General features: G+C 71.0%; 24 protein-coding genes, 1 tRNA gene and 1 pseudogene. 11 read left to right on the top strand and 15 right to left on the bottom strand.

The genetic code is table 11. From position 1 onward, the window contains the following. Positions 1 to 977 (bottom strand): aldo/keto reductase (locus C6N31_RS30205; protein WP_198358612.1); only part of this gene is annotated, 977 nt, incomplete at its 3' end. 149 nt (positions 978 to 1,126) lie between these two features. Between C6N31_RS30205 and C6N31_RS30200 the strand changes: the two genes are divergently transcribed. Next, positions 1,127 to 1,315, top strand: a complete 189-nt coding sequence (locus tag C6N31_RS30200) for a hypothetical protein (protein ID WP_138356277.1) — start codon at positions 1,127 to 1,129, stop codon at positions 1,313 to 1,315. A 37-nt stretch (positions 1,316 to 1,352) separates the two neighbouring features. Here the strand turns inward: C6N31_RS30200 and C6N31_RS45270 are convergent, their stop codons facing one another. The 9 genes from C6N31_RS45270 to C6N31_RS30155 form a co-directional block, all read right to left on the bottom strand. Next, a complete protein-coding gene (locus C6N31_RS45270; RefSeq protein ID WP_269287614.1) occupies positions 1,353 to 2,132 on the bottom strand; it encodes a hypothetical protein in 780 nt (259 codons plus the stop codon). Between the two features lie 44 nt (positions 2,133 to 2,176). Continuing rightward, complete coding sequence (locus tag C6N31_RS30190; protein WP_138356276.1) at positions 2,177 to 3,007, bottom strand: RNA polymerase sigma factor SigF; 831 nt, start codon at positions 3,005 to 3,007, stop codon at positions 2,177 to 2,179. Between the two features lie 168 nt (positions 3,008 to 3,175). After that, positions 3,176 to 4,003, bottom strand: coding sequence for an RNA polymerase sigma factor SigF (locus C6N31_RS30185; RefSeq protein WP_138356275.1), 828 nt, complete (start codon positions 4,001 to 4,003; stop codon positions 3,176 to 3,178). A gap of 233 nt (positions 4,004 to 4,236) precedes the next feature. Then, a complete protein-coding gene (locus C6N31_RS30180; RefSeq protein ID WP_198358611.1) occupies positions 4,237 to 4,530 on the bottom strand; it encodes a Dabb family protein in 294 nt (97 codons plus the stop codon). A gap of 28 nt (positions 4,531 to 4,558) precedes the next feature. After that, a complete protein-coding gene (locus tag C6N31_RS30175; protein ID WP_187144938.1) occupies positions 4,559 to 4,723 on the bottom strand; it encodes a hypothetical protein in 165 nt (54 codons plus the stop codon). 264 nt (positions 4,724 to 4,987) lie between these two features. After that, positions 4,988 to 5,074: transfer RNA gene (locus tag C6N31_RS30170), tRNA-Ser, on the bottom strand. 10 nt (positions 5,075 to 5,084) lie between these two features. Then, complete coding sequence (gene tadA, locus C6N31_RS30165; protein WP_138356239.1) at positions 5,085 to 5,540, bottom strand: tRNA adenosine(34) deaminase TadA; 456 nt, start codon at positions 5,538 to 5,540, stop codon at positions 5,085 to 5,087. Positions 5,541 to 5,602: 62 nt separating this feature from the next. After that, positions 5,603 to 6,148, bottom strand: a complete 546-nt coding sequence (locus C6N31_RS30160) for a tRNA adenosine deaminase-associated protein (RefSeq protein WP_138356238.1) — start codon at positions 6,146 to 6,148, stop codon at positions 5,603 to 5,605. Positions 6,149 to 6,355: 207 nt separating this feature from the next. Beyond that, a complete protein-coding gene (locus C6N31_RS30155; RefSeq protein WP_138356237.1) occupies positions 6,356 to 6,592 on the bottom strand; it encodes a hypothetical protein in 237 nt (78 codons plus the stop codon). A gap of 167 nt (positions 6,593 to 6,759) precedes the next feature. On the opposite strand from C6N31_RS30155, the gene upp reads away from it, so the two are divergent. Further along, on the top strand, positions 6,760 to 7,395 hold the full coding sequence (gene upp, locus C6N31_RS30150; RefSeq protein ID WP_138356236.1) for a uracil phosphoribosyltransferase: 636 nt from the start codon (positions 6,760 to 6,762) through the stop codon (positions 7,393 to 7,395). Between the two features lie 153 nt (positions 7,396 to 7,548). Here upp and C6N31_RS30145 read toward each other — a convergent pair whose 3' ends face one another. After that, positions 7,549 to 8,193 (bottom strand): LytR C-terminal domain-containing protein, encoded by a 645-nt coding sequence (locus tag C6N31_RS30145; RefSeq protein WP_138356235.1) that lies wholly within the window; start codon positions 8,191 to 8,193, stop codon positions 7,549 to 7,551. Positions 8,194 to 8,337: 144 nt separating this feature from the next. Next, positions 8,338 to 8,634, bottom strand: a complete 297-nt coding sequence (locus tag C6N31_RS30140) for a type II toxin-antitoxin system VapB family antitoxin (protein ID WP_138356234.1) — start codon at positions 8,632 to 8,634, stop codon at positions 8,338 to 8,340. Positions 8,635 to 8,831: 197 nt separating this feature from the next. On the opposite strand from C6N31_RS30140, the gene C6N31_RS30135 reads away from it, so the two are divergent. From C6N31_RS30135 to C6N31_RS30100, 8 genes are all read left to right on the top strand, one after another. Continuing rightward, on the top strand, positions 8,832 to 10,472 hold the full coding sequence (locus tag C6N31_RS30135) for a helicase HerA-like domain-containing protein (protein ID WP_138356290.1): 1,641 nt from the start codon (positions 8,832 to 8,834) through the stop codon (positions 10,470 to 10,472). Positions 10,473 to 10,674: 202 nt separating this feature from the next. Next, the gene (locus tag C6N31_RS30130) at positions 10,675 to 11,262 is read left to right on the top strand and encodes a SigE family RNA polymerase sigma factor (protein ID WP_198358610.1); all 588 of its coding nucleotides are present in this window, start codon (positions 10,675 to 10,677) and stop codon (positions 11,260 to 11,262) included. Beyond that, positions 11,255 to 11,776 carry a hypothetical protein gene (locus C6N31_RS30125; RefSeq protein WP_138356232.1) on the top strand — a complete coding sequence of 174 codons (522 nt, stop codon included), beginning with the start codon at positions 11,255 to 11,257 and terminating at the stop codon, positions 11,774 to 11,776. Before C6N31_RS30130 ends, C6N31_RS30125 begins: the two co-directional genes overlap by 8 nt. Before the next feature lie 127 nt (positions 11,777 to 11,903). Beyond that, on the top strand, positions 11,904 to 13,211 hold the full coding sequence (locus C6N31_RS30120) for a mannosyltransferase family protein (protein WP_138356231.1): 1,308 nt from the start codon (positions 11,904 to 11,906) through the stop codon (positions 13,209 to 13,211). Between the two features lie 305 nt (positions 13,212 to 13,516). Further along, on the top strand, positions 13,517 to 15,373 hold the full coding sequence (locus C6N31_RS46995; protein WP_187144935.1) for a SpoIIE family protein phosphatase: 1,857 nt from the start codon (positions 13,517 to 13,519) through the stop codon (positions 15,371 to 15,373). 382 nt (positions 15,374 to 15,755) lie between these two features. Then, positions 15,756 to 18,206, top strand: a complete 2,451-nt coding sequence (locus tag C6N31_RS30110) for a SpoIIE family protein phosphatase (RefSeq protein ID WP_244809262.1) — start codon at positions 15,756 to 15,758, stop codon at positions 18,204 to 18,206. 187 nt (positions 18,207 to 18,393) lie between these two features. Continuing rightward, on the top strand, positions 18,394 to 19,998 hold the full coding sequence (gene dacB, locus C6N31_RS30105) for a D-alanyl-D-alanine carboxypeptidase/D-alanyl-D-alanine endopeptidase (protein WP_198358609.1): 1,605 nt from the start codon (positions 18,394 to 18,396) through the stop codon (positions 19,996 to 19,998). Positions 19,999 to 20,158: 160 nt separating this feature from the next. After that, positions 20,159 to 20,977 carry a serine hydrolase domain-containing protein gene (locus tag C6N31_RS30100; protein WP_307811559.1) on the top strand — a complete coding sequence of 273 codons (819 nt, stop codon included), beginning with the start codon at positions 20,159 to 20,161 and terminating at the stop codon, positions 20,975 to 20,977. 11 nt (positions 20,978 to 20,988) lie between these two features. Here C6N31_RS30100 and C6N31_RS30095 read toward each other — a convergent pair whose 3' ends face one another. Next, positions 20,989 to 21,303, bottom strand: coding sequence for a hypothetical protein (locus C6N31_RS30095; protein WP_198358608.1), 315 nt, complete (start codon positions 21,301 to 21,303; stop codon positions 20,989 to 20,991). Between the two features lie 301 nt (positions 21,304 to 21,604). Between C6N31_RS30095 and C6N31_RS30090 the strand changes: the two genes are divergently transcribed. Continuing rightward, positions 21,605 to 22,066: a hypothetical protein gene (locus C6N31_RS30090; protein ID WP_198358607.1), complete on the top strand. Its 462-nt coding sequence runs from the start codon at positions 21,605 to 21,607 to the stop codon at positions 22,064 to 22,066. 61 nt (positions 22,067 to 22,127) lie between these two features. Here the strand turns inward: C6N31_RS30090 and C6N31_RS44305 are convergent, their stop codons facing one another. Together C6N31_RS44305 and C6N31_RS47170 are read right to left on the bottom strand one after the other, a co-directional pair. After that, positions 22,128 to 22,448 carry a hypothetical protein gene (locus tag C6N31_RS44305; RefSeq protein ID WP_232485824.1) on the bottom strand — a complete coding sequence of 107 codons (321 nt, stop codon included), beginning with the start codon at positions 22,446 to 22,448 and terminating at the stop codon, positions 22,128 to 22,130. A 130-nt stretch (positions 22,449 to 22,578) separates the two neighbouring features. Further along, positions 22,579 to 23,154, bottom strand: a pseudogene (locus C6N31_RS47170) (type IV secretion protein Rhs); the annotation flags it as partial. Between the last annotated feature and the right edge of the window lie 89 nt (positions 23,155 to 23,243).

The following is a 23,243-nucleotide window of genomic DNA, read 5'->3' as shown; positions in this document are numbered from 1 at the left end:
CCCGACCACGCCACCGCACTACTCAAGATCATCTGCTGAGAACGCATCAGCCCTGCCGTCAGCCGGTCCAGCTCCTCGGCCGTCAGCTTCAGATCCGCCACCGCCAGCAGCGCTGGCAGCTGCTCCACGGTGCGCGCGCTCGCGATCGGCGCCGCGACGGTCGGCTGCGCCGCCAGCCAGGCCAGCGCCACGGTCGCGACCTCGGCGTCATGCGCCTGCGCGACCTCGTCCAGCGCCACCAGCACCCGCTGTCCGCGGCCGGTCGCCAGGTACTTCCCCGCGCCGCCCGCCCGCGGGCTGTCCACCACGGTGCCGGTCCGGTACTTGCCGGTCAGGAAGCCGGAGGCCAGCGCGTAATAGGGGACCGACGACAGGCCGTGCGAGGCGACCACCTCGGCCATCGCCCCCTCGTAGTCCGTGCGCTCCACCAGGTTGTAGAGCTGCTGCAGGGCGACGTACGAGGCCAGCCCCTCCCGCTCGGAGAAGGCCAGCGACTCCGCCAGCCGCTCCGCGGAGATGTTGGACGCGGCGATCTGCCGCACCTTGCCCTCGCGCACCAGCTCGTCCAGGGCGCCGAGGATCTCCTCGACGGGGATCTGCGGGTCGTCGAAGTGCGTGTAGTAGAGGTCGATGTGGTCCGTGCCGAGCCGGCGCAGCGACGCCTCGGCGGCGGCCCGGATGTTGTCGGCCCGCAGTCCCTTGAAGTCCGGGTGGCTGCTGACCTTGGTGGCGACCACGATCGCGTCCCGGTTGCCGCGGGAGGCCAGCCACTTCCCGATGAGGGTCTCCGACTCACCGCCCGAGTTGCCCGGGACCCACGCCGAGTAGCCGTCGGCGGTGTCGACGAAGTTGCCGCCGGCCGCCGCGTACGCGTCCAGTACGGCGAAGCTCTGCGCCTCGTCGGCCGTCCAGCCGAACACGTTGCCGCCCAGGGCGAGCGGGAAGACGTCCAGATCAGATGTTCCGATGCGTGCCATGGGCACCTACAACCGGCCGGGAGCCGGCGGTATTCCTGCGGGGAGGTGACAGGGGGAGGTTCCGGCGGACGTGACGGGGACGTGGCGTCGGTCTCCCAGGCGCACCCGGGGGTGCCCGGGATTCCGCTTGTTCGCTAGGGTCGGGCAGCATGTCGAACCCTGAGAACAACTACGACCCCGCCGGCGACACCCAGATGTTCCGCGCCTTCGTCGAGGAGCCGCAGCAACTCCAGCAGCAGCAGGCCCAGACCGGGTCCGGCAAGCGCACGGGCCTGATCATCGGCATCGTCGTCGCCGTCCTGGTGATCGCCGGAGTCGTCGCGCTCGCGATGCGCTGACGGCACCGCCCGACGGCACGGGACCGGACCGCGTCGCTCACGTAAGGGTGACGTCCCGGGTCTCGATGTGCATGCCCAGCGGAACCCGCCAGGCATCCACGCAGATCTCCCAGGTCTGCACCTTGGAGGCGCCGCCCGCCAGGGGCACCGGCACCGGCTTCGTGGTCTCGATCGTCGCCCAGTCGATGCCGAGGCCGCCGATGATGTGGGTGCCGAAGGTGACGCTGCCTGAAGTCGCCGCTCTGCCGCCGGAATTGGTGAAGGTGACCGTCACCTTCTCGCACCACCGGTCCGCGGCCGGAGCGCGCTTCGGCGTGCTCACGGTCAGCCGCGCGGGCGATGCCGGCGGCGTCGTGCCCGGTGGTGGCGTGTGCGGTGGGGTCGTGCCGGGTGGTGCGGGTGCCGTCGAGCCGCCGCCTCCCGGCTGCGACGTCCCCGGTGAACCGTTCCCCGGCGTGCCGGAGCCCCCGGGCGTGGTTCCAGGGGTCGTCCCCTGGCCCCCCGTCGAACCGGGAGCCGATCCGGGAGCGCTGGGGCCTGATCCGGATCCTGGGGTCGAGCCCGGTGCGGACGGTGTGCCACTGCCGGGTCCCGGCGGTGCCGGGCCGTCCAGCGGCACCATCACGACCGGACCGACCGGCGGTACGTCCCCCGTCGCGCCGCCCTGCGAGGGACCGACCCCGCCGACCGCCACGTACCCGTCGTCGCCCGCCGCTCCGCAGCCGGCCGTCGTCATCGCCAGCAGCAGGGCCACGCCAACCGCCGGGACGGCGAGTGCCGCGCCCCGGCGGCCAGACATCCGTGCTATCGCGACCATCGCGCCAGTCTACTGACGGAACGTCAGCGAACCAGCGGGCCGGTCTATTCCGCTGTCAGGCCGTCCCGGAGCTGGGCGAGCGTGCGGGTGAGCAGCCGGGAGACGTGCATCTGGGAGATGCCGACCTCCTCGCCGATCTGCGACTGCGTCATGTTCGCGAAGAACCGCAGCATGATGATCTGGCGCTCACGCGGCGGGAGTTGGGCGAGCAGCGGCTTGAGCGACTCGCGGTACTCCACGCCCTCCAGCGCGGTGTCCTCGTAGCCGAGGCGGTCCGCGAGGGTGCCCTCACCGCTGTCGTCCTCCGGCGGCGGCGAGTCGAGCGAGCTGGCGGTGTAGGCGTTGCCGACCGCGAGGCCGTCGACGACGTCCTCCTCGGACACGCCCAGGCAGACCGCCAGTTCGGCCACCGTCGGCGACCGGTCCAGCTTCTGCGCGAGTTCGTCGCTCGCCTTGGTGAGCGCCAGCCGCAGTTCCTGCAGCCGCCGCGGCACCCGCACTGACCACGACGTATCGCGGAAGAACCGCTTCACCTCGCCGACAATGGTGGGCATCGCGAACGTCGGGAACTCCACGCCGCGGTTGCAGTCGAAGCGGTCGATTGCCTTGATCAGGCCGATCGTGCCCACTTGGACGATGTCTTCCATCGGCTCGTTGCGGCTGCGGAAGCGGGCTGCCGCATACCGAACAAGTGGCAGGTTCAGCTCGATGAGCGTGTCACGCACATAGGTTCGTTCCGGGCTGTCCTGTTCCAGTTCCGCAAGGCGCAGGAACAGCGAACGGGACAGTGTGCGGGTGTCGATGGCTTCGCCGGTGCGTGCATCGATTGGTGCGCTGGTACGGCGCACCTGAGGACTGCCCACCTGAACGGACATGCCACCCCCTTGAGGTCGCGGACGGGTGTCGCGAGCGACGGTTTGTTCCTCCACCTGAATACCGGAGGCCGGGTCGCGACAAACGCGGTTCCTGCAGAATGTCACATGTCGGCAACACGCTGTAGCGCCAAGTCGACATATTTCTGCAGGACCGTTCCTCCCCAAGAGTTACGCTTCGAGCTGGTTTGCGGACCTCAGCCGGGCGAAGCTGCGGGACAGCAGCCGGGACACGTGCATCTGCGAGACGCCCAGCTCGGCACTGATCTGGGACTGCGTCAGATTGCCGAAGTACCGCAGCATGAGGATCCGCCGCTCCCGTTCGGGCAGCTGTACGAGCAGATGCCGGACGAGGTCGCGGTGCTCGACCCCGACCAGCGCCGGATCCTCGTACCCGAGCCGGTCCAGCAGCCCCGGAGCGCCGTCGCCCTCCTGTGCGGCCTCCAGTGAGGTGGCGTGGTACGCCCGCCCCGCCTCCAGGCAGGCCAGCACCTCCTCCTCGGCCAGCTTGAGCCGCTCGGCGATCTCTCCGGTCGTCGGCGACCGGCCGTGCAGCACCGTCAGGTCCTCGATCGCCCCGCTCACCTGGACCCACAGCTCATGGAGCCGGCGGGGTACGTGAACGGTCCGCACGTTGTCCCTGAAGTAACGTTTGATCTCCCCCACCACGGTGGGCATGGCGAAGGTCGGGAACTGCACCCCGCGCTCCGGGTCGAACCGGTCGATCGCGTTGATCAGCCCGATGGTGCCGACCTGGACGACGTCCTCCATGGGCTCGTTCCGGCTGCGGAAGCGGGCTGCCGCGTAGCGGACGAGGGGCAGATTGACCTCGATCAGCGCGGCGCGTACGCGTGCGTGTTCGGGTGTTCCGGGTTCGAGCCCGGAGATCTCCTCGAACAGCACGGTCGTCAGCGCACGCGCTTCCAGGGCATTGGTATTGGGCGTACTCGTCCTACTGCGGGCGAAAGTTGTTGACGCCGTTCGGGCCGACACGGACACACCACCCCTCATCGGTCCACTCATCCGGCAAAAGCGGTCATAGCATCACAATTCATGTGCACTGTACGCAAGCACCTAATAACGCCGTGTTGGGCGGTGAGTTGACCTTGGCGGGACACGACAAAGCCCCCCGCCCGGTGGGCGGGGGGCTGAGCGACAGGCCGTGTGACCGGCCGTGGGACGGGCCGGGACGGGTGGCGGCGGCTACCGGGCGGACCGGCGGCCAGGCACCGTCAGAAGGGGTAGTCGACGATCACCCAGGTCGCGAATTCACGCCACTGGCCCGCCGCCGCCTGGTGTGCGGGGTGCTCCAGATAGGTCTTCAGATCGGCGGCGTCCGCGACCGAGGAGTTGATCGCGAAGTCGTAAGCGATCGGCCGGTCGGTGATGTTCCAGCCGCACTCCCACGAGGTCAGCTCGGGGATCAGCCCGCCGAGCTCCTCGAACGCCTTCGCTCCGGCGGCGACCCGGGACTCGTCACGGCCGACACCGTCATTGAGCTTGAACAGGACCAGATGGCGGATCACGCGGGACTCCTCACCGGCAGCGCGCCGATCAGTTGACCAGCTCGTGCATGAACTCTCCGATGCCTCTTGCGGCGTTCGAAATGCCCTCGAACCCTACCTGCACAAGATCGGCGGCGCGCGCTGGCTGCGTGATGATCGTGTAGAGCACGAAGACCACGAGTACGTACATGGTGACTTTTTTCGCCTGCGCCATGCCCCTTGCCCTCCCCGGCAGCAGTGGCAGCCCCCACCGGCTGTCCCCAGCGTGCGATTGGTGGAGTCTATCCATCGAACGGCCTATTCAGCGGCCCCGCCAGCGGTTCAACCGGCGCTTTAGCACGAAGGTCCCCTTCCTCCTGCCCACATCCGGCGGCCCGCCCGGACGCGCCGTCAGAAGCCGGGAACGACGAAAGCCCCGGCTCGCACGAGCCGGGGCTTTCGTCGTTACTACTGGGTACTGCTCGGTACTGCTCAAGAGCGGTAGCGGTGGGATTTGAACCCACGGTGAAGTTGCCCCCACACACGCTTTCGAGGCGTGCTCCTTAGGCCGCTCGGACACGCTACCGAGAGAGAGCTTAGCCCACGTGGGGCCGTGCTCCGAAATCGCCCGAGCGGAAGAACCGGGTGAGGAGGGCGGAGCACTCTTCGGCGAGCACTCCCTGGATGACTTCGGGGCGGTGATTGAGCCGGCGGTCGCGGACGACGTCCCACAGGGAGCCCACGGCGCCGCCCTTCTCGTCCAGTGCCCCGTACACGACCCGGTCGAGCCGGGAGAGGACGATCGCGCCCGCGCACATGGTGCAGGGCTCCAGCGTGACGACGAGCGTGCAGCCGGTCAGCCGCCACTCTCCGACCGCCTGAGCGGCGTCGCGGATCGCGAGCACCTCGGCGTGGGCGGTCGGGTCACCGGTCGCCTCGCGTTCGTTGCGGCCCCTGCCGATGACCACGCCGTCCGGGCCGAGTACGACCGCGCCCACCGGCACATCGCCGGTGCGCGGGGCGAGCCCGGCCTCTTCCAGGGCATGGCGCATCGGCCCGGTCCACGGGTCGCGCAGCGGATCGCGGGGAGGACCGGGCGGGGGTGGTGCGGTGCTCAGCGGACCGCCTCCAGAACGTCGGCACAGCCGATCGCCTCGGCGATCTCACCGAGCGCCTCTCCGGTGAGCGCGCCGTCACCGCTGAGGTCCAGCAGCTCCTTGTCGCTCATACCGAGATCGGACAGCAGGCCGGCCTCGCCGAGCGGGCCGGCCGGCACATGGTCCTCGGTGGGGCCGGGGACCACGTCCTCGTCGGCATCGTCGTCGTCGCCGTCCTCGGTACCGTCGAGGTCGACCAGGACGTCGAGGGGGTCCTCGGGGTCCCGGCCGAGCAGTTCGTCGGTGAGCAGGATCTCTCCGTACGAACTACGGGCTGCCGCGGCGGCATCGGACACATAGATCCTGGGGTCCTCTTCACCATCGACGCGGATGACACCGAACCAGGCGTCCTCCTGCTCGATGAAGACCAGAACCGTTTCCTCCTCGGCGATGGCCGCACGGGCCAGGTCGCTCAGGTCGCCGAGGGTTTCCACATCGTCGAGATCAGGTTCGCTCGCTTGCCAACCGTTCTCGTTGCGCGCGAGCAGTGCGGCGAAGTACACCGTGACTCTCCCACAGGTCTCAGGCCGTCCGGACCGGGCGGGGAGCACCCCACCCACTCGGCATCGTGGCAGAAAGCTGGGCTTTGCGAAGGGTCTTCCGCACTCCGACGTGCCAGGTCTTCATCACGTCGGGCTGCGGAACACCCTCAGGAGGCGGCTTCCGGCCCGCCCCCGCACCGTTTCCGGACGTTCCGGAGGTCCGGCCGGTCACCAGCGGAACGTCCGCATTCGCATGGCCTGCCGCATGCGTGCCGCGCGCGCCCTGCGCGGTTGTACGCGCTCGCGCAGCTCCTTGGCCTCGTTCAGCTCGCGCAGGAACATCACCCGGCGTCTGCGGCGCTCCGCGTCGCGTTCTTCCTGGGTCTTGCGTTTGGTCTGCTTGTTCCGCGCTTTCGGCTGACCGGGCTCTTCCGGCTTGTCACCGTTCTCGCTCCGCTCCGGCATGTGGCACCACCCGTGGGGGGTCGGGGCACCCGGGGGCGCTCCGGGCGTATGTGCACAGTTTCCCTCTACCGTGCGGTTTGATGCGTGTTCGGCGGAGAGTCGGCAGAGCATCGGTGGAGAGAGCGAGCGGCGGCGGGGACCCCTGGGACTCGGTTAATGTCGGGTGCATGCGGATCCACGTAGTCGACCACCCGTTGGTCGCGCACAAGCTCACCACCCTGCGCGACGAGCGCACCGACTCGCCGACCTTCCGTCGGCTGGCCGATGAACTCGTCACCCTGCTCGCCTACGAGGCGACCCGCGACGTGCGTACCGAGCAGGTCGACATCCGGACCCCGGTCGCCCCGACCACCGGCGTACGGCTCTCCTACCCGCGTCCGCTCGTCGTCCCGATCCTGCGGGCCGGCCTGGGCATGCTGGACGGCATGGTCCGGCTGCTGCCGACCGCCGAGGTCGGTTTCCTCGGCATGATCCGTGACGAGGAGACCCTGGAGGCGAAGACCTACGCCACCCGGATGCCGCAGGACCTCTCCGGCCGCCAGGTGTACGTCCTCGACCCGATGCTGGCCACCGGCGGCACGCTGGTCGCCGCCATCAACCTGCTCATCGAGCGCGGCGCGGACGACGTCACCGCGATCGTGCTGCTCGCGGCGCCCGAGGGCATCGAGGTCATGGAGCGGGAGCTGGCGGGCAAGCCGGTCACCGTCGTCACCGCCTCGGTCGACGAGGGGCTCAACGAGAACAGCTACATCGTCCCCGGCCTGGGCGACGCGGGGGACCGGCTCTACGGCACCGCCGGATAGCCGACCGGCTCTACGGCACCGCCGGATAGCCGCCGCAGGGCCGCGACACGAACTGGACGTCGGATGCGAGAAGCCCCGGACCTGGTGGTCCGGGGCTTCTCGGCGTTCTCGGGGTTCTCGGTCTTCCGGGCGGCTGTCGTGCCCTTGCGGCCTTTAGCAGCTGGGCGAGGGCGCCGGGGTCGGGTTGGCCGCGACGGCCAGGGCCTTCGCGGCGTCCTTCGGGTCGGCCAGCTTCGTGTAGGGCGTCCCGATCAGCAGGTCCACGCCCGGGCCCGCCCGCTTCGGGTCGATCTTCACCGTGGAGCCCGCGACCTGCGTGCCGACGACCTTCGCCGCCTGCGCACCGGCGGGGCCGGCCACGATCAGCGCCGGCACCGTGACCTTCTTGTCGTACTCGACCGGCGCGTTGCTGAACTTGATGACGCGGAAGCCGCGCTTGGCCAGCTCATCGGCCGTGGTCTTGGCCAGCCCGCCCTTCGCCGTCGCGTTGAAGACCGTGACCCCGATCGAGGCCGGCGGGGGCAGCGGGGCGGGCTTGCCGGTCGGCTTCGGCGTGGCGGCGGCCGTCGGCTTGCAGCTCGCCGGGGCCGCGTGGGCCTGGGCGGGGCCCTTGTCCTTGCCGCCGGTGAAGACGTCGATGAGTTGTAGCGTGCCCCAGCCGATCAGGCCGAGTACCACCACCGAGGCGACGATGGCCAGGGCGGTACGGCCGCGCCTTCGCGGCCGGCCCATTCTCGGGTACTGGTTTCCGGTGATCCGGTACTTCCCGCCCATGCCGGAAGGGGTGAGCATGCTCATGGGCGCAGCGTAGTGCGCTCATCGCCGGAGCGTACTAAATGATCAATGAATGGCGGACAGCCGAACCCGAAAGGGCGAACACCCGCCTCCGAACAGCCGCCCCCACAGGGCGGGTCCGCAGGCGGGTCCGTACGGCCGCCTCGGTCAGTCCATCTCCAGGACGCGGGCATGCAGAACCTGGCGCTGCTGGAGCGCCGCCCGGACCGCCCGGTGCAGACCGTCCTCGAGATACAGGTCACCGTGCCACTTCACGACATGCGCGAAGAGGTCGCCGTAGAACGTCGAGTCCTCGGCGAGCAGGGTTTCCAGGTCGAGCTGGCCCTTGGTGGTGACCAGCTGGTCGAGGCGTACCGGACGTGGAGCGACATCCGCCCACTCTCGCGTGCTGACCCGGCCGTGGTCGGGGTACGGCCGCCCGTTTCCGATGCGCTTGAAGATCACACGGAAAGCCTACCGGGCGAGCCCGTGCGGGCGCAGCAGTGGCGGAGGAGTGCAAAGGTGGTATTTACGTCGATAGCCGGACCTAGCGGGAGCCTGCCATGACCGATCCGCAAGCCCAGGCGGCACTTCCGGCCGATCCGCCCGCGGATTCGCCTGTCGGCGCGTCCCCCGCGCAGTCCGCCGATGCGCCGTCCGGTATGTCTCCCGATGCGCCATCCGTCCCGTCCGCTGGGGCGTCCGCCGTCCGTTCCACCGACCGGCCCGGCCCCGCGGCGGATCTGCCGGGCCCCGCCGCGACGATCCTGGCCGGCTACACCTTCACCGGGCCGGCGCTCGACCTGGGCGCGCTGCTGTGGGACGGCACCTGCCACGCCGACGCCCAGATCCGCATCCCGCTCGGCATGCTCAACCGGCACGGCCTCGTCGCGGGCGCCACCGGCACCGGCAAGACCAAGACGCTGCAGCTGATCGCCGAACAGCTGTCGGCCAACGGGGTGCCGGTGTTCCTCGCCGACGTCAAGGGCGATGTCTCCGGGATCTCCGCCCCCGGTCAGCCGAACGACAAGGTCGCGCAGCGCACCGCCGAGGTCGGCCAGAGCTGGGCGGCGTCCGGCTTCCCCGCCGAGTTCTACGCGCTCGGCGGCATCGGCGCCGGTATCCCGCTGCGGGCGACGGTCACCGGCTTCGGCCCGATCCTGATGTCGAAGGTGCTCGGGCTGAACCAGACGCAGGAGCAGTCGCTCGGCCTGATCTTCCACTACGCCGACACCAAGGGCCTGGAGCTGATCGACCTCAAGGACCTGCGGGCCGTCATCGCCTTCCTCACCTCCGACGTCGGTAAGGGCGAGCTCAAGAACATCGGCGGCATCTCGTCCGCCACCGCCGGCGTCCTCATGCGGACCCTGACGGCGTTCGAGGCGCAGGGCGCCGAGCCGTTCTTCGGCGAGCCCGAGTTCGACACCAGCGAACTGCTGCGGACCGCGCCGGACGGGCGCGGGATGGTGTCGGTACTGGAACTGCCCGCCGTCCAGGACCAGCCGCAGCTCTTCTCCACCTTCCTGATGTGGCTGCTCGCGGACCTCTTCCAGGACCTCCCGGAGGTCGGCGACATCGACCGGCCCAAGCTGGTCTTCTTCTTCGACGAGGCCCATCTGCTCTTCAACGGCGCGTCGAAGGCGTTCCTCGACGCCATCACCCGGACGGTGCGGCTGATCCGCTCCAAGGGCGTCGGCATCTTCTTCGTCACCCAGACCCCGAAGGACGTGCCCTCCGACGTCCTCGCCCAGCTCGGCAACCGCGTCCAGCACGCCCTGCGCGCCTTCACCCCCGAGGACGCCAAGGCCCTGAAGGCGACCGTCTCGACGTTCCCCAACTCCGCCTACGACCTGGGCGAGCTGCTGACCGCGCTGGGCACCGGCGAGGCCGTCGTCACCGTCCTCAGCGAGAAGGGCGCGCCGACCCCGGTCGCCGCCACCCGGCTGCGGGCCCCGCAGTCCCTGATGGGACCCATCGAAGCGGCCACGATGGACACGGCCGTCAAGTCGTCGCCGCTCTACGCCCGCTACGCGCAGGCCGTCGACCGCGAATCGGCCTACGAGAAGCTGAACGCGGCCGCCGACGCCGCCATGGCCCCGGCGGCCGGCCGGCAAGCCGCCGAGGCGCCCGCGAAGACCGCTGGAAAGGCGGGCGGGAAAGCCGCGGGGAAAGCGGCCGAGGGGGAGAAGAGCGTCGTGGAGCAGGTCGTCGGCAGCGGCGTCTTCACATCACTGACGCGCTCGCTGGGCACCCAGATCGGCCGCGAGATCAGCCGCTCGCTCTTCGGCACGCGCAAGCGCTGACATCATCGGGGCTCCGGTCGGACGGGTGCCGGCGCCCCAGCCGGCGCCCCAGTCGGGGCCCCAGGAGTCCGCTGCATCCCGCCCTTCCTGGCTCCCCGGAAGAACTTTGGCTCCCCGGAAAAACTTTTCGGCGTTCACTGTCAACCGGACGCGGGGGCCCAGGCGTATGCCTGGTGAGTCCGCGGAGAATCTGGAGTGAGTGTTGACCGTCGAGGAGTTCGAGGAGTTCTACGCGCATGCGGTGGGACGCCTCACGGGTCAGCTCTATGTGATGCTCGGCGACCTGCACGAGGCGCAGGACGTCGTACAGGAGGCCTTCGTCCGCGGCTGGAGCCGGCGGCGGCAGCTGGACCGCAACGGGGCTCCGGAGGCCTGGATCCGTACGGTCGCCTGGCGGCTCGCGGTGAGCCGGTGGCGCGGCCGCCGGCGCTCCGACGACGCCTGGCAGCGGCACGGCGGCACGCCGTCCGTCGAGGGACCAGGTCCCGAGCCGGTGGCCCTGGTGTCGGCGCTGCGCGAACTGTCGCCGCGGCAGCGGCGCACGGTGGTCCTGCACTACGTCTGCGATCTGTCCGTGGACCAGATCGCGGCCGAGACCGGAGTCTCCAGCGGCACCGTCAAGACGCATCTGCACCGGGGCCGGGCGGCGCTCGCCGACCGCCTGACGGATCCGGCCGATCCGGGCGGCCGGGGCGGTTCCGGCGGTTCCGGTGATCCGGGCGGTCCTGGCGATCCGAACGCTTCGCATCGTTCGCACGATTCGCACGCCGAGGAGGCTCCCGGTGCCTGAGCTCCACGACCCCCACGACCCCCGTGACCGGCACGACCCGCACGGTCCGAATGCGCCGGAGGACGCGCTGACGAGCGCGCTCAAGAACGCCGCCGCTGCCGGGCAGACCGCGGCGGCCCCCGTCCCCGTCGCCGTGATCATGGCGCGCGGCGACCGGGTCCGGCGCCGCCGGACGGCCGCGTACGCGCTCGCCGCCTGCCTGATGGTCGGCGGTACGGGCATCGCGGCGGCAGCCGTCCTGCCGTTCGGCGGCGGAACGGTCGCTCCCGCGACATCGCCCTCCGTTTCGTACCCGGACGGTGCATCACCGACCCCGCCACAACCGCTGCCGACGCAGTCGAGGTCCGGGCAGCCCAGCGACTCGCCGACCGCGACCGGGACGACACACGGCACGGACTCCCACGGCATGGCGACCTACGGGCCGGGCGGGCCGCCCGCCGGTACGGCCACCTCGGTCCCGCCGCCGGGCAGCACGACGCAGTCGACGCTGCGGACCACCTCGCCGCCCGGCTGATCTCCGCCCGGCTGATCTCCGCCACCTCCCGCACCACCTCCTGAACGAACCGGTCGCGCCGCCGGGCGATCCCGCATGCCCAAAAACGCCCGCCCCCGCCCTCCCACCTCACCGTCCGGAGCCGAACATGTCCGTCGTACCAGCCCCGCGGACGCGGGAGGCCGAGGCCGAAGCGGGGCCGCACCAGCTGCTGCCCTCCCCCAGGCGGGGCCAGAGCGGCCGCCCACGTGAGCACCGTCCACCGGCACTGGCACCGGCGCGTTCGGCCGTACACCGGCTGCTCGCCTCGGTCAGCGCCAATGACCGGAAGGTGCTCGCGCTCTATCTGCTCACCCGGGCCGGGATCTGGATCACCGCCTACTGCACCGGCTGGCTGTTCACCGGGGACGGCCGGGCAAAGGATGCACCACCGCTGCTCTCGCGGTGGGAGCAGTGGGACTGGTCGTACTTCGTCCGCATCGCCCAGTACGGCTACTTCGGCAGCCCCGACGGGTCCGCCTCCGCCCCTCCCGACAACCGCGAGGCGTTCTTCCCCGGCCTTCCCCTGCTGCTCCGCGCCGTGCACACCGTCGTGCCCAGCTGGACGGTGGCGGGCCTGCTGATCTCGCTCGTCGCCGGGGCTGTCGCGGTCCTGGCCCTCGCCCGAATAGCCCGCCTCCACCTCGCCGCGAAGAACACGGAAACCGGCGAAGGCGACCCGGGGGAGCACGCGGTGTTCTTCCTCCTGCTGTCGCCCTGCGCGGTGTTCCTGGCCGTCGGCTACACCGAAGCCCTCTTCCTGGCCCTCGCCCTGCCCGCCTGGCTGGCCGCGAAGAAGGGCCGCTGGCCGCTGGCGGCGGTCCTGGCCTGCTGCGCCACCACCGTCCGGATCAGCGGACTGTTCCTCGCGGCCGCCCTGGCCGTCGAATTCCTGACCGCCACCGGCCTCCGCGACCGCCTGCGCGCACTCCCCTGGCTGGCCCTTCCCGCGTTGCCCGCCTTCGCCTACACCTGGTACCTGCACGCCAGGACCGGCGACTGGATGGCCTGGAAGCACGCCCAGGAACGCGGCTGGTTCCGGCAGTTCCACACCCCGAGGGAGGCCTGGCAGAACACCTGGGACTCGGCCTTCTCCCACGCCCAGACCACCGGCTACGCCTTCATGTTCCGGGCCGAACTCGTCGCCATGGTGGTCGGCCTGCTCCTCCTCGCCCGCCTCCTGCAACGCCGCCGGTGGCCGGAGGCCGCCTACATCGCCCTCACCCTCTGGGCACTCGGCACCTCGTACTGGTACATGTCCATCCCCCGCGCCACCCTCCTGTGGTGGCCCCTGTGGACCGGTCTCGCCCGCTGGGCCCTCCACCACCCCTGGATCCGTACCGCCTACGTCTGCCTGTCCGCCCCGCTGATGACCGTCCTCGCGGTGGCCTTCACCTCCGGCCGCTGGGCCGGCTGACGAACACGTGCCGACTCGCCGGAACCCCTTCGTCGGTGCCGACCACCAAGAGGTGAGCCATCGTCAACTTCACTGAGCCGTACCTGTAGCAACGGCCGCAGCCGTTGCTCATAGAGGGCCCCGACCGGATTCCCGGTCGGGGCTTTCATCTGTTCGGCCTCAGGATCATCCAGATGGGGACGATCCGTGCCGATGTCCTCTACGATCGCGAATCCGAACGCCCGAGGGCGTCGCGGTGCACTGACGGAGTCCGCCGGGCATATTTGTCCCCGAGTCCGGCCGGCCCGGGGTAGGAGGCAGTTTTGGTGCGAGACACCCCCCTGCTGGCCGTGCGCGGAATCTCCAAACGGTTCGGCGCCGTACAAGCTCTGAGCGGGGTCGACCTCGAGATCGGCGAGGGCGAGGCGATCGGTCTGGTCGGCGCCAACGGGGCGGGTAAGTCCACCCTGGTCAAGGTCATCGCAGGGGTGTCCCCGCCGGACAGCGGGGTGATCGAGTGGAAGGGCCGGCCGGTCGACCTCCGGACGCCGCTCGACGCGCAGAAGCTGGGCATCGTCGCCGTCCACCAGGACCTGTCGCTCTGCGACAACCTCGACACCGTCGCCAATCTCTTCCTCGGCCGCGAAGTCCGCCGGTTCGGCAGGCTCGACGAGGTCGAGATGGAGAAGCGCTCCCGTGCGCTGCTCAACGTGCTGTCCGTCCGGATCCCGAGCCTGCGTGTCCCGGTCGCCTCGCTCTCCGCCGCGCAGCGGCAGGGCGTCGCCATTGCGCGGGCGCTGCTCGGGGAGCCGGAACTCGTCATCCTGGACGAGCCCACCGCCGCGCTGGGCCCCCAACAGGCCGCCGTGGTCCTCGCACTGGTCCAGCGGTTGCGGGACCAGCGGCTCGGGGTGCTCCTGGTCAGCCATGAGATGGAGGAGGTCCGTGCGGTCACGGACCGGGTGGCGGTGCTGCGCGTCGGCCGCAACACCGGGTTCTTCGACACGAAGTACACGACCCAGGAGCAGATCGACTCGGCCGTCACCGGCAACCAGGCGATGGCCGTCACCCTCCAGCAGAGCCTGCTGCCGCACGGACTGCCCGAGCAGGACGCTCTCGACGTCGCCACCCGCTATCTGCCCGCGCGGGCGGGAGTCGGCGGCGACTGGTTCGACGTCATCCCGCTGCCGGGCGCCCGCGTCGCGTTGGTCGTCGGGGACATCGTCGGGCACGGCATGCACGCCGCCGCCACCATGGGCCGGCTGCGGACGGCGGTGCACAACTTCTCGATGCTGGACCTGCCGCCCGACGATCTGCTGGCGCACCTCGACGACCTCGTGAGCCGGATGGACAAGGACGACGTGGCCCCGGGCACCGGCACCCCCGCCGCCGGCGCGACCTGTCTGTACGCGATCTACGACCCGGTCTCGCGGCGCTGCGAGCTGGCCCGCGCCGGCCATCTCCCGCCCGCGCTCGTCCATCCCGACGGATCGGTGGAGTACCTCGACGTGCCGGCCGGCCCGCCGCTGGGCCTGGGCGGCCTGCCCTTCGAAGCGGTGGAACACGAACTGCCCGAGGGCAGCAAGCTGGTCCTCTACACGGACGGCCTGGTCGAGGACCGCAGCCGGGACATCGACGTCGGGCTCGACCTCCTCCGCACCGCCCTGGCGGGCGCCGACCGCGACCCGGAGCAGACCTGCGACGCGGTGCTCGACGCCCTGCTCCCCGCGGAACCGAAGGACGACGTCGCCCTCCTCGTCGCCCGGGCCCGCGCGCTGCCGGAGGACCGGATCGCCCGCTGGTCCGTACCGTCGGAACCCTCCGCCGTCTCCGCCGTACGGGCCGCCGCCGAGCGGCAGTTGGAGCAGTGGGGACTGGACGAACTGGCCTTCACCACGGAGCTGATCCTCAGTGAGCTGATCACCAACGCCATCCGCCACGCCGCAGGCCCGATCACCGTCCGCCTGCTGCTGGACCGCAGCCTGATCTGCGAGGTCACCGACACCAGCAGCACCTCCCCCCACCTCCGCTACGCGGCCACCACGGACGAAGGCGGCCGCGGTTTGTTCCTCGTCGCCCAACTGGGCGAACACTGGGGCACCCGCTACACCAGCGCCGGAAAGATCATCTGGTCCGAACAGCGCATCCCCACGAAGCACGTGGCACCGAACCCTGACGCATGAGGAGCGCGTCGCCGGCGTCGGCGGTACACGGCCGACTGCCCGCCTCAGGGCCCTGTGACGGGCGATGTCTTCCGCCCCGACCGCTCATCGGTCGGGGCCAGGATTCGGTAACGCTCGGTGACGGAAGATGGCCCCGCCACTCCTGGTTCGCCTTGACACCCCTGGAGGGCGGGCGTACAGAGAAGAGATGCGCCAGGGTGTGCCGGCGGACCCGCGAGGGACGCAAGTGACCGGCAGTACCGAGGCGACGCGCACCGGGATCGGTCCCGATGGTGTCCGCCGTTTTCGGCGCGGGCCCGACCCACCACAGGCCCCGCAGACCGCACCGACCGCACCGACATCACAGGCCACTGTGGGCGGCGCTGCCCCTGCCCTCCCGCCCGTGGAGACCGAGGAGCGGGACGAGCTGCTCGCCGCTGCCGTGCGCAAGGTGCTCAGGGACACCGACGCCTACTGCGGCATGGTGTACCTGCGCTCCCGTGACCGGCGCTCGCTCGTGCTGAGCACCGTCGCCGGCGTCCCCGTGTCGGCGCTGGGGTCGTTCCGCCGGATCTCCGTGCGCAGCCCGCTGCCCGCCCCGATGGCCTATCGCACCGGCCGCAGTGTGTGCCTGTCGGGGACGGAGGAGACGCTGCGGCGCTTCCCGCAGCTGCTGGTGGGCCTGCCGTACTCGTTCGCCTCCGTCTGCGCGCCGATCGTCGCAGGTCAGGAGAGCTTCGGGGTGCTGTGCGGGCTGTGGACGCCCTCGTCCGTCGGGCTGCCGCCTGGCGCCCGCCGGCACCTGCGGTCCGCGGCCAACCGGCTGGGGGCCCTGCTGGCGGAACTGACCGCCCGGGGGGACCGGGTGGAGGGCGGGGGCGACACGGCGGTGATCGAGCTGCCCACCGCGTCGGGCACGGCGATCCGCCTGGGGTTGTTCGACTGGGACCTCACCACCGGCACCGTCGCCGCCGACGACGAGCTGTGCGCGATCTTCGACTGGGCCTCCGACCAGTTCGACGGCCGGGCCGAGACCCTGGCCGCCCGGATCCACCCGGAGGACCTGCCGGGATTCTGTTCCGCCGCCCGCAGCGCGCTGCTGGACGGCCGGGTGCTCGCCACGCGACTGCGGGTGACGGCCGGGCCGAACCGGTCGCGGACCATCGAGGTACGGGGCAGGACCTCCGGGACAGCTGCTGGTCAGGACGCTGATCATCTGGTCGGCACCGTCCTCGACACCGGGACCGGCGTCGCCGCCGCCGAGGCCGTCGAGCGGTTGCGGCAGGGCATCCTCTCGCTCGACCCGGACGGCCGGATCACCTACGCCAACCTCGGCGCCGAGCTGCTGCTGGGGGCCCATCGCGAGGAAATGCTCGGGCGGCAGCTGTGGGACTGCCTCAGCTGGCTCTCCGACCCCGCGTACGAGGACAGCCACCGAGCCGCGATGATCTCCCGCCAGTCCACCGCGTATCTCGCCTGCCGCCCGCCCGACCGGTGGCTGGCCTTCGCCTTCTACCCCGACGCGCACGGGGTCACCGGCACCGTCGTCCCGGCGAGCGGGCCCCCCGAGCACGACGGTCCGGCGCCGCAGCCGACCGAGGACGCGGAGACCCCGGCCTCGGCGTTCGGGCCGTCGACCCCCGCACGGCGCGCCGGCGTCGGGGCCATCTACCGCCTGCTGGAACTGGCCAGCACGCTGACCCAGGCCGTCACGGTCCGTGAGGTGTGCACGGCCGTCGCGGAGCAGATACTGCCGGCCTTCGGCGGCCAGGAACTGGCGATCTACGTCGTCGCGGGGAACCGGCTGAACCTCGCCCACCAGGAGGGTTACCCCGAGGCGTTCCTGGACCGTTTCGAGGGCACGCCGATGGGGGCCCGGCTGCCCGGGGTGGAGACGCTGAGCACCGGTGCGCCGATCTTCTTCGCGTCCGTCGACGAGCTGTCCGGCGCCTACCCCGGGATACCGCTGGACGAGATGTGCGCCTGGGCCTTCCTCCCGCTGATCGCCTCCGGGCACCCCGTCGGCAGCTGCATCCTGGGTTTCGACGAGCCCCACCCGTTCACGTCCGAGGAACGCGGCGTGCTGACCGCGCTCGGCGGTCTGATCGCCCAGGCGCTGGAGCGCGCCCGGCTGTACGACACCGAGTTCGCCCTCGCCCGCGGCCTCCAGAACGCGTTGCTGCCGCACCGACTGCCCGAGGTGCCCGGTGTCGCCATCGCCGCCCGCTATCTGCCGGGGACACAGAGCATGGAGATCGGCGGGGACTGGTACGACGCGATCGTCACCGCGCAGGGACTCTGCCTGGTCATCGGCGACGTCGAGGGTCACAGCGTGGCCGCCGCCGCTACCATGGGCCAACTCCGCAGCGCGGTGCGGGCCTTCGCCACCAGTGGCTGCGAGCCGAACGAAGTGCTGGTCCGCACCAACCGGCTGCTGTCCGAGCTCGACCCAGGCCTGCTCGCCAGCTGCTGTCTGATCCAGCTGGACAGGACCGCGAGCCGGGCCCGTATCGCGCGCGCCGGCCACCTCCCCCCGCTGCTGCGGCACGCCGACGGCCACACCGACGTGCTGGAGTTCGCGGGCGGCGCCCTGCTCGGCGTCGATCCGCTGGCGGAGTACCCGATCAGTGAACTGGTGCCGCCGCCGGGCTCGGTGCTCGCCCTGTACACCGACGGGCTGGTCGAGGAGCCGGGGATCCCGATCGACGAGGGCATCGACCGGCTGCGGGTCTCGCTCGCGCACGCCGACGAGAGCTCGCTGGAGGACCTCGCCGACCGGCTGCTGGCCGACGCCCGCCTGTCGACGCACCGCGCGGACGACGTGGCGCTGCTGCTCACCGCGTTCGACGCCTAGGGGCTGTCCGACCGACCACGAACAGCCGTACCAGTAAGAACACCGCGCTGGTAATAGCACCGCGCAAGCGGGTGAACAGCTCGCTGGAACGTTCGACGACCGACCTCCGCACGGTATGCCTCCCGGTGCTGCTCAACTGATCAACCGTCAGAACTGGCTGGTGCGCCGGCCCTGCACTGGAGGGTTCATGAGATCGATTCCGCGAGGCCGGCGTACCTGGGCCGGCATCGTCACCACGGTGATGGCCACGGTCGCGACGCTCGGTGCGGCGGGTCCGGTACCCGGGCACCACGACGACCTCGGCCCGGAGATCAGGGCGATCATGGAGAAGCCCGCCTATGAGCACGCCCAGTGGGGCCTGCTCGAGGTCGAGGGCTCGACCGGACGCGTCGTCCACTCGCAGTACCCGGACCAGTTCTTCATCCCCGGTTCGACGGGCAAGCTGGTCAGCGTGTCGAGTGCCTGGCACGCGCTGGGCGGCGAGCACCGGTTCACCACTCCCGTGCAGGCCCTCGGCCGCCGGGCCGGCAGCGTCCTGAACGGGTCGCTGGCGCTGGTCGCGCAGGGCGACCTCACCATGGGCGGCCGGACGAAGCCGGACGGCTCCGTCGCCTACACCCCGATCGACCACACGTACGCGAACGATGTTCCGGGCGCCACGCTCACGCCCGAGAACCCGCTCGCGGGGCTGGACATGATCGCCCATCAGGTCCGCCGGTCGGGCCTCACCAAGATCCAGGGCGACGTCGCCATCGACTCCCGGATCTTCAGCACCGCCTCCGCCCCGCAGCTGGACCCGCTCCCGACCCCGCTCATCATCAACGACAACGTCATCGACCTGCTGACCACCGCGACGACCCCCGGCCGCCCCGCGCAGCTCAGCTGGCGGCCCCAGGTCGCGCCCTACCAGGTGACGTCGACCGTGAAGACGGTCGAGGCGGGCGGCACGACGAACATCGTGGTCAACGCCTCGCCGGACGGCACCCGCATCAGCCTGTCGGGAACGATCGCGGCCGGCGCGAAGCCGGAGCTGCGGATCTCCCCCGTCCAGGACCCGGCGGCGTTCGGGCGCACGGCACTGATCGAGGCGCTCGCCCGGGCCGGCGTCACGGTCACCGCCCGGCCGACCGGACCGAACCCGTCCGGCCTGCTGCCGCGTTCCTACGACGGTACGCAGCGCGTCGCCGCGTACGTCTCGCCGATCTTCGCCGAGTACACGAAGCTGATCTTCAAGGTCAGCCACAACCTCGGGGCGAACCTCACGATCTGCCTGATGGCCGTCTCGACGGGCAGCCACGCGTGCGCGGACGGCTTCCCCGTGATCAACAGCTTCCTGCGCCAGGCCGGCATCGACCCGACCCAGGTACAGATGCTCGACGGCCGCGGCGGCAACCCCAATGACCGGGTCACCCCGCGCGTGGAGGACGAGATCCTGCACTACTGGCAGGGGACCGAGGAGGCGAAGCGCTTCCGTGAGGCGCTGCCGATCCTCGGGGTGGACGGCTCACTGACCTCCGTCTGCGAGGGCTCTCCCACCTGCCCGGGCAAGGGCAAGGTATGGGGCAAGCCCGGCACCTTCGCCGGCTACGACGCCGTCAACCAGCGGGCCACCGTCGGCGCATGGACCCTCGGCGGCTACCTCTCCGCGGGCCACGGACAGCTGAACACCTTCTACATCGCCATGACCGGCGGCTCCGCCCCGGACATCAACGGAGTCCTCGACATCGGCAACGACGTGGCCCGGATCGCGGGCCTCCTGCAGCAGCAGGCGGAGGCCAGGAGCCGCTCCTGACGGATTCGCCGGTTGACGCATCGACGGATCGACGAGGGCCCGGACCGCGTTGTGCGGTGCGGGCCTTCGTCGATGAAGGTGCGAGATCCTGAGCTTCGTGCCGGCTCCCACCACCCTCAGGAAAGGGATCTCAACGATCGTGCGCCCCATACCCACCTGCGTGTTGAGCAGCAGCGCTCCGCCCTTCGCCGACGGCGGGCACGACCCGGACCGGTTCGTGGAGATCGGTTCGTTCACCAAGGTCCTGACCGGAACCGTGCTCGCGCGCATGACCGCCGCGGGACTGCTCGACCTGGACGATCCCGTGGAGCGCCGGCTCGACCGGGTGCCGGCGGGCACCGGAATCACCCTGCGGCACCTGGCCGAGCACACCTCGGGTCTGCCCCGGCTGCCGCCCGGCCTGTCGCGCAGAGACCCTTACGCGCCCTTCGACGAGGATGCGCTGTCGGCACTCCTGAGCCGTCTCGACTCGCTCACCGTCAGGCCCGCCGGGCAGACGGAGGAGTACTCCAACTTCGGCTACGCCGTCCTCGGTGCGGCGCTGGTCGCCGCCGCCGGCCGGCCCTACGAAGAGCTCGTGGGGGAGCACGTGCTCGACCCGCTCGGCGTGGACGAGGTGACGGCCCGGCCGCCCGCCGACCGGCGGCTGTGCGCCACCGGGTGGTTCGGGAGGGAACGCGCGCCGTGGACGATGACCGGAGCGATCCTGCCCGCGGGAGGACTGTGGGCCACCCCCCGCGCCACGGCCGACCTGCTCACCGGCCTGCTCCTGGACCGGACGTTGGGCCCGCCCGCACTGTCCTGGCAGTCGGCCGGCCCGCTGAAGTGGCACAACGGCGCCACCCGCGACGCCTCCGTCTTCGCCGGAGCGTTCCCTGAGACGGGCCGCTGGGTGGTGGTCCACCGACTCGGCGGAAGTTCCGAGGGCACCGATGAAGCCGCGGTGGAGCACCTCAGGAGGGCCGAAGCCGCCACCTGAGGTTTGCTCGTTCACCCCGGTCCGGCCGGTCCGGCCGCTCCGGCCGGTCCGGACAGGAAGCGCTCGATGGCCTCGCGGGCGCGGGCGTTCGAGGCCGCGGCGTCGGCCAGCGCCTGGGCCAGGGCGTCGATCCACTCGTCCAGGCCCACCTGGCGCCGCGAAAGCACGATGCCGCGCACCTCCTTGCAGACCTCCCCGACCACGACGCCCTTGATCGCCGCGAACTCCTCGGCCGACAACGCCAAGTCCCAGGCCTCGCCGACCCGGCTCCGCACCATCCGCGCGCGAGCGCCCCCGGCCGGGCCGACGTCTTCTCGGTCTCTCATCGGCTCCTGTGCCATCGACCTCTCGGCGCACCGCGCGCATCGCATCGCGTCGCGTCGTCGTTCCGGCGGCAGGGCATGACATCGGCGGAATCAGCGAAACGGTCTTCAAGAGATCTTGACCGACCGATGGCTACGCGAGTCTCCGTACCGGTCCTCCGGCCCCCGACGTCACCCGGGTGCCGCGCGTGCCCTGCTCGTACGGAGGGCCGGGCTGGCCGACGCTGGACGGGAGAATGCCGTCGAGCCGGGAGAAGCCATGAAACGTCAGATCAACTGATGCGCCGCTGCCGCGCTGGCCGTCATGCTCGGTTGGGCCGGACTGACCGGCTGCTCGTCGGACAGCCCTGCCAGCGCCCCGGCGTCCTCGGCAGCCTCCGCGGTCAGGTCGGGGGCGTCGTCCGCCGCCTCCGCCGCCAGCAGCGCGGCGGCATCCGCGGCCGCCTCCGCCCAAGCGGCCGCGTCGTCCGCGCTGGACAACGTCAAGGGCGGCCTGGACGCGAAGGCAGACGTCACTCTCGGCCCCCTGACGACCGGATCCGACGGCCGGACGGACGTCCCGGTGAAGGTCACCAACCACGACGCAAAGTCCAGGCGCTACACCGTCCTGGTCAATTTCAAGAACCAGTCAGGCACCGTGGTCGACGTGAGTGCCCTCAACGTTCCCGAGGTCGCCGCGGGCGCCACCGCCGACGCCACCGCCCGGAGCAACCGGACCCTGACCGGTACGGTCACCGCCGAAGTCCTCAGCGCCTTGCGGTACTGACGCCACACACAACAGCCGACGCCGAAGCCGGCGAGTCCGATTGCGCCGAAACCACGGCCCGTCAGCTCGTCATCTCGTCCTCGTCAAAGCCGAGGTCGTCCTCGATGCCCAACTCGACGGCCGCCTCCCACTTCAGCACCTTGAGGTGGTCGCCGATGGCGACGGCACGCAGGATCTCCTCGGCGCGCCGGCCACCGATCGCACCGAGCGCCTGGAGGGTCTTGAGAGAGAGGGCGTACGGAGGAGTCTCGGTCGGCAGGCGAGCCGTCAGCAGGGCATGCAGGGCGGGTACGGCATTCGGGTCCGCGTCGTCGCTGGCGACCTCGCCGAGGATCTCGACGAGGTCCTCGTAGTTGGCCGGCGCCGTTCCGTCGGCGATCACGGGGATGATGACGGCGGCGAGTCCCTCGGGTGGGTGTCCACCGCCAGGTTGCTGAATTTCTCGAACAACCGCCAGTCCCCAGTGCGGCCGGTGTGCTCCGCCTGGTGCGACGGCCCAACCGGTCGTAAGTGTTGCTGATCGCGCTGCCGTTCAGGGTCTCGGTGAGGATCCGGCCCGCGGCGTCTCGGAGGTATGTCAGTTCCGCGTCCGGGTTGCTCGCGCGCAGCAGGCGGTTCGCGGCATCGTAGGCGAAGGACGCGGTCGCCGCGTCGGTACGGCTCTCGACCACCCGGCCCAGGGCGTCCCTGGTGTAACGCACGCTCTGGCCCGCGCCGTTGACCCGTTCGACCAACTGCCCCGCCGCGTCGTAGCGGTACTCGACCGCACGTCCGTTGAAGTCGACCTCACGGATCAGTCGGCCGGCCGCGTCGTACGTGTACGACCACGTCGCTCCCGCCGGATTCGAGACGGCGACGAGCCGCGTCGCCCGGTCGTACGTGTAGTGAACCGTGCCGTCGGGATCGGTGCGCGAAGCCGGCAGGCCGAAGCCGGCGGTGACGGTGCTCGTGACCGTACCCGCCGGATCGCGGTATTCCGCGGGATTGCCGTCCGCGTCGTAGGTCCAGGTCTCCCGGGCACCGTCGGACGCCACCGACCACGCCGGCAGGCCCTCCACTGTCCAGCCCAGGCGGGTGAGGCCGCCCATCGGGTCGCGCGTTCCGACGACCCGGCCGAACGCGTCCCGGTCGTAGCGCTCGGTGCTCCCGGTCGGATCGGTGAGCGCGACGGCCAGAC

The sequence above is a fragment of the Streptomyces fildesensis genome (assembly GCF_016107395.1).
Lineage (GTDB): Bacteria > Actinomycetota > Actinomycetes > Streptomycetales > Streptomycetaceae > Actinacidiphila > Actinacidiphila fildesensis.
The sequence above is the reverse complement of the archived record's forward strand: the minus strand, read 5'-3'. Positions and strand labels throughout refer to the sequence as shown.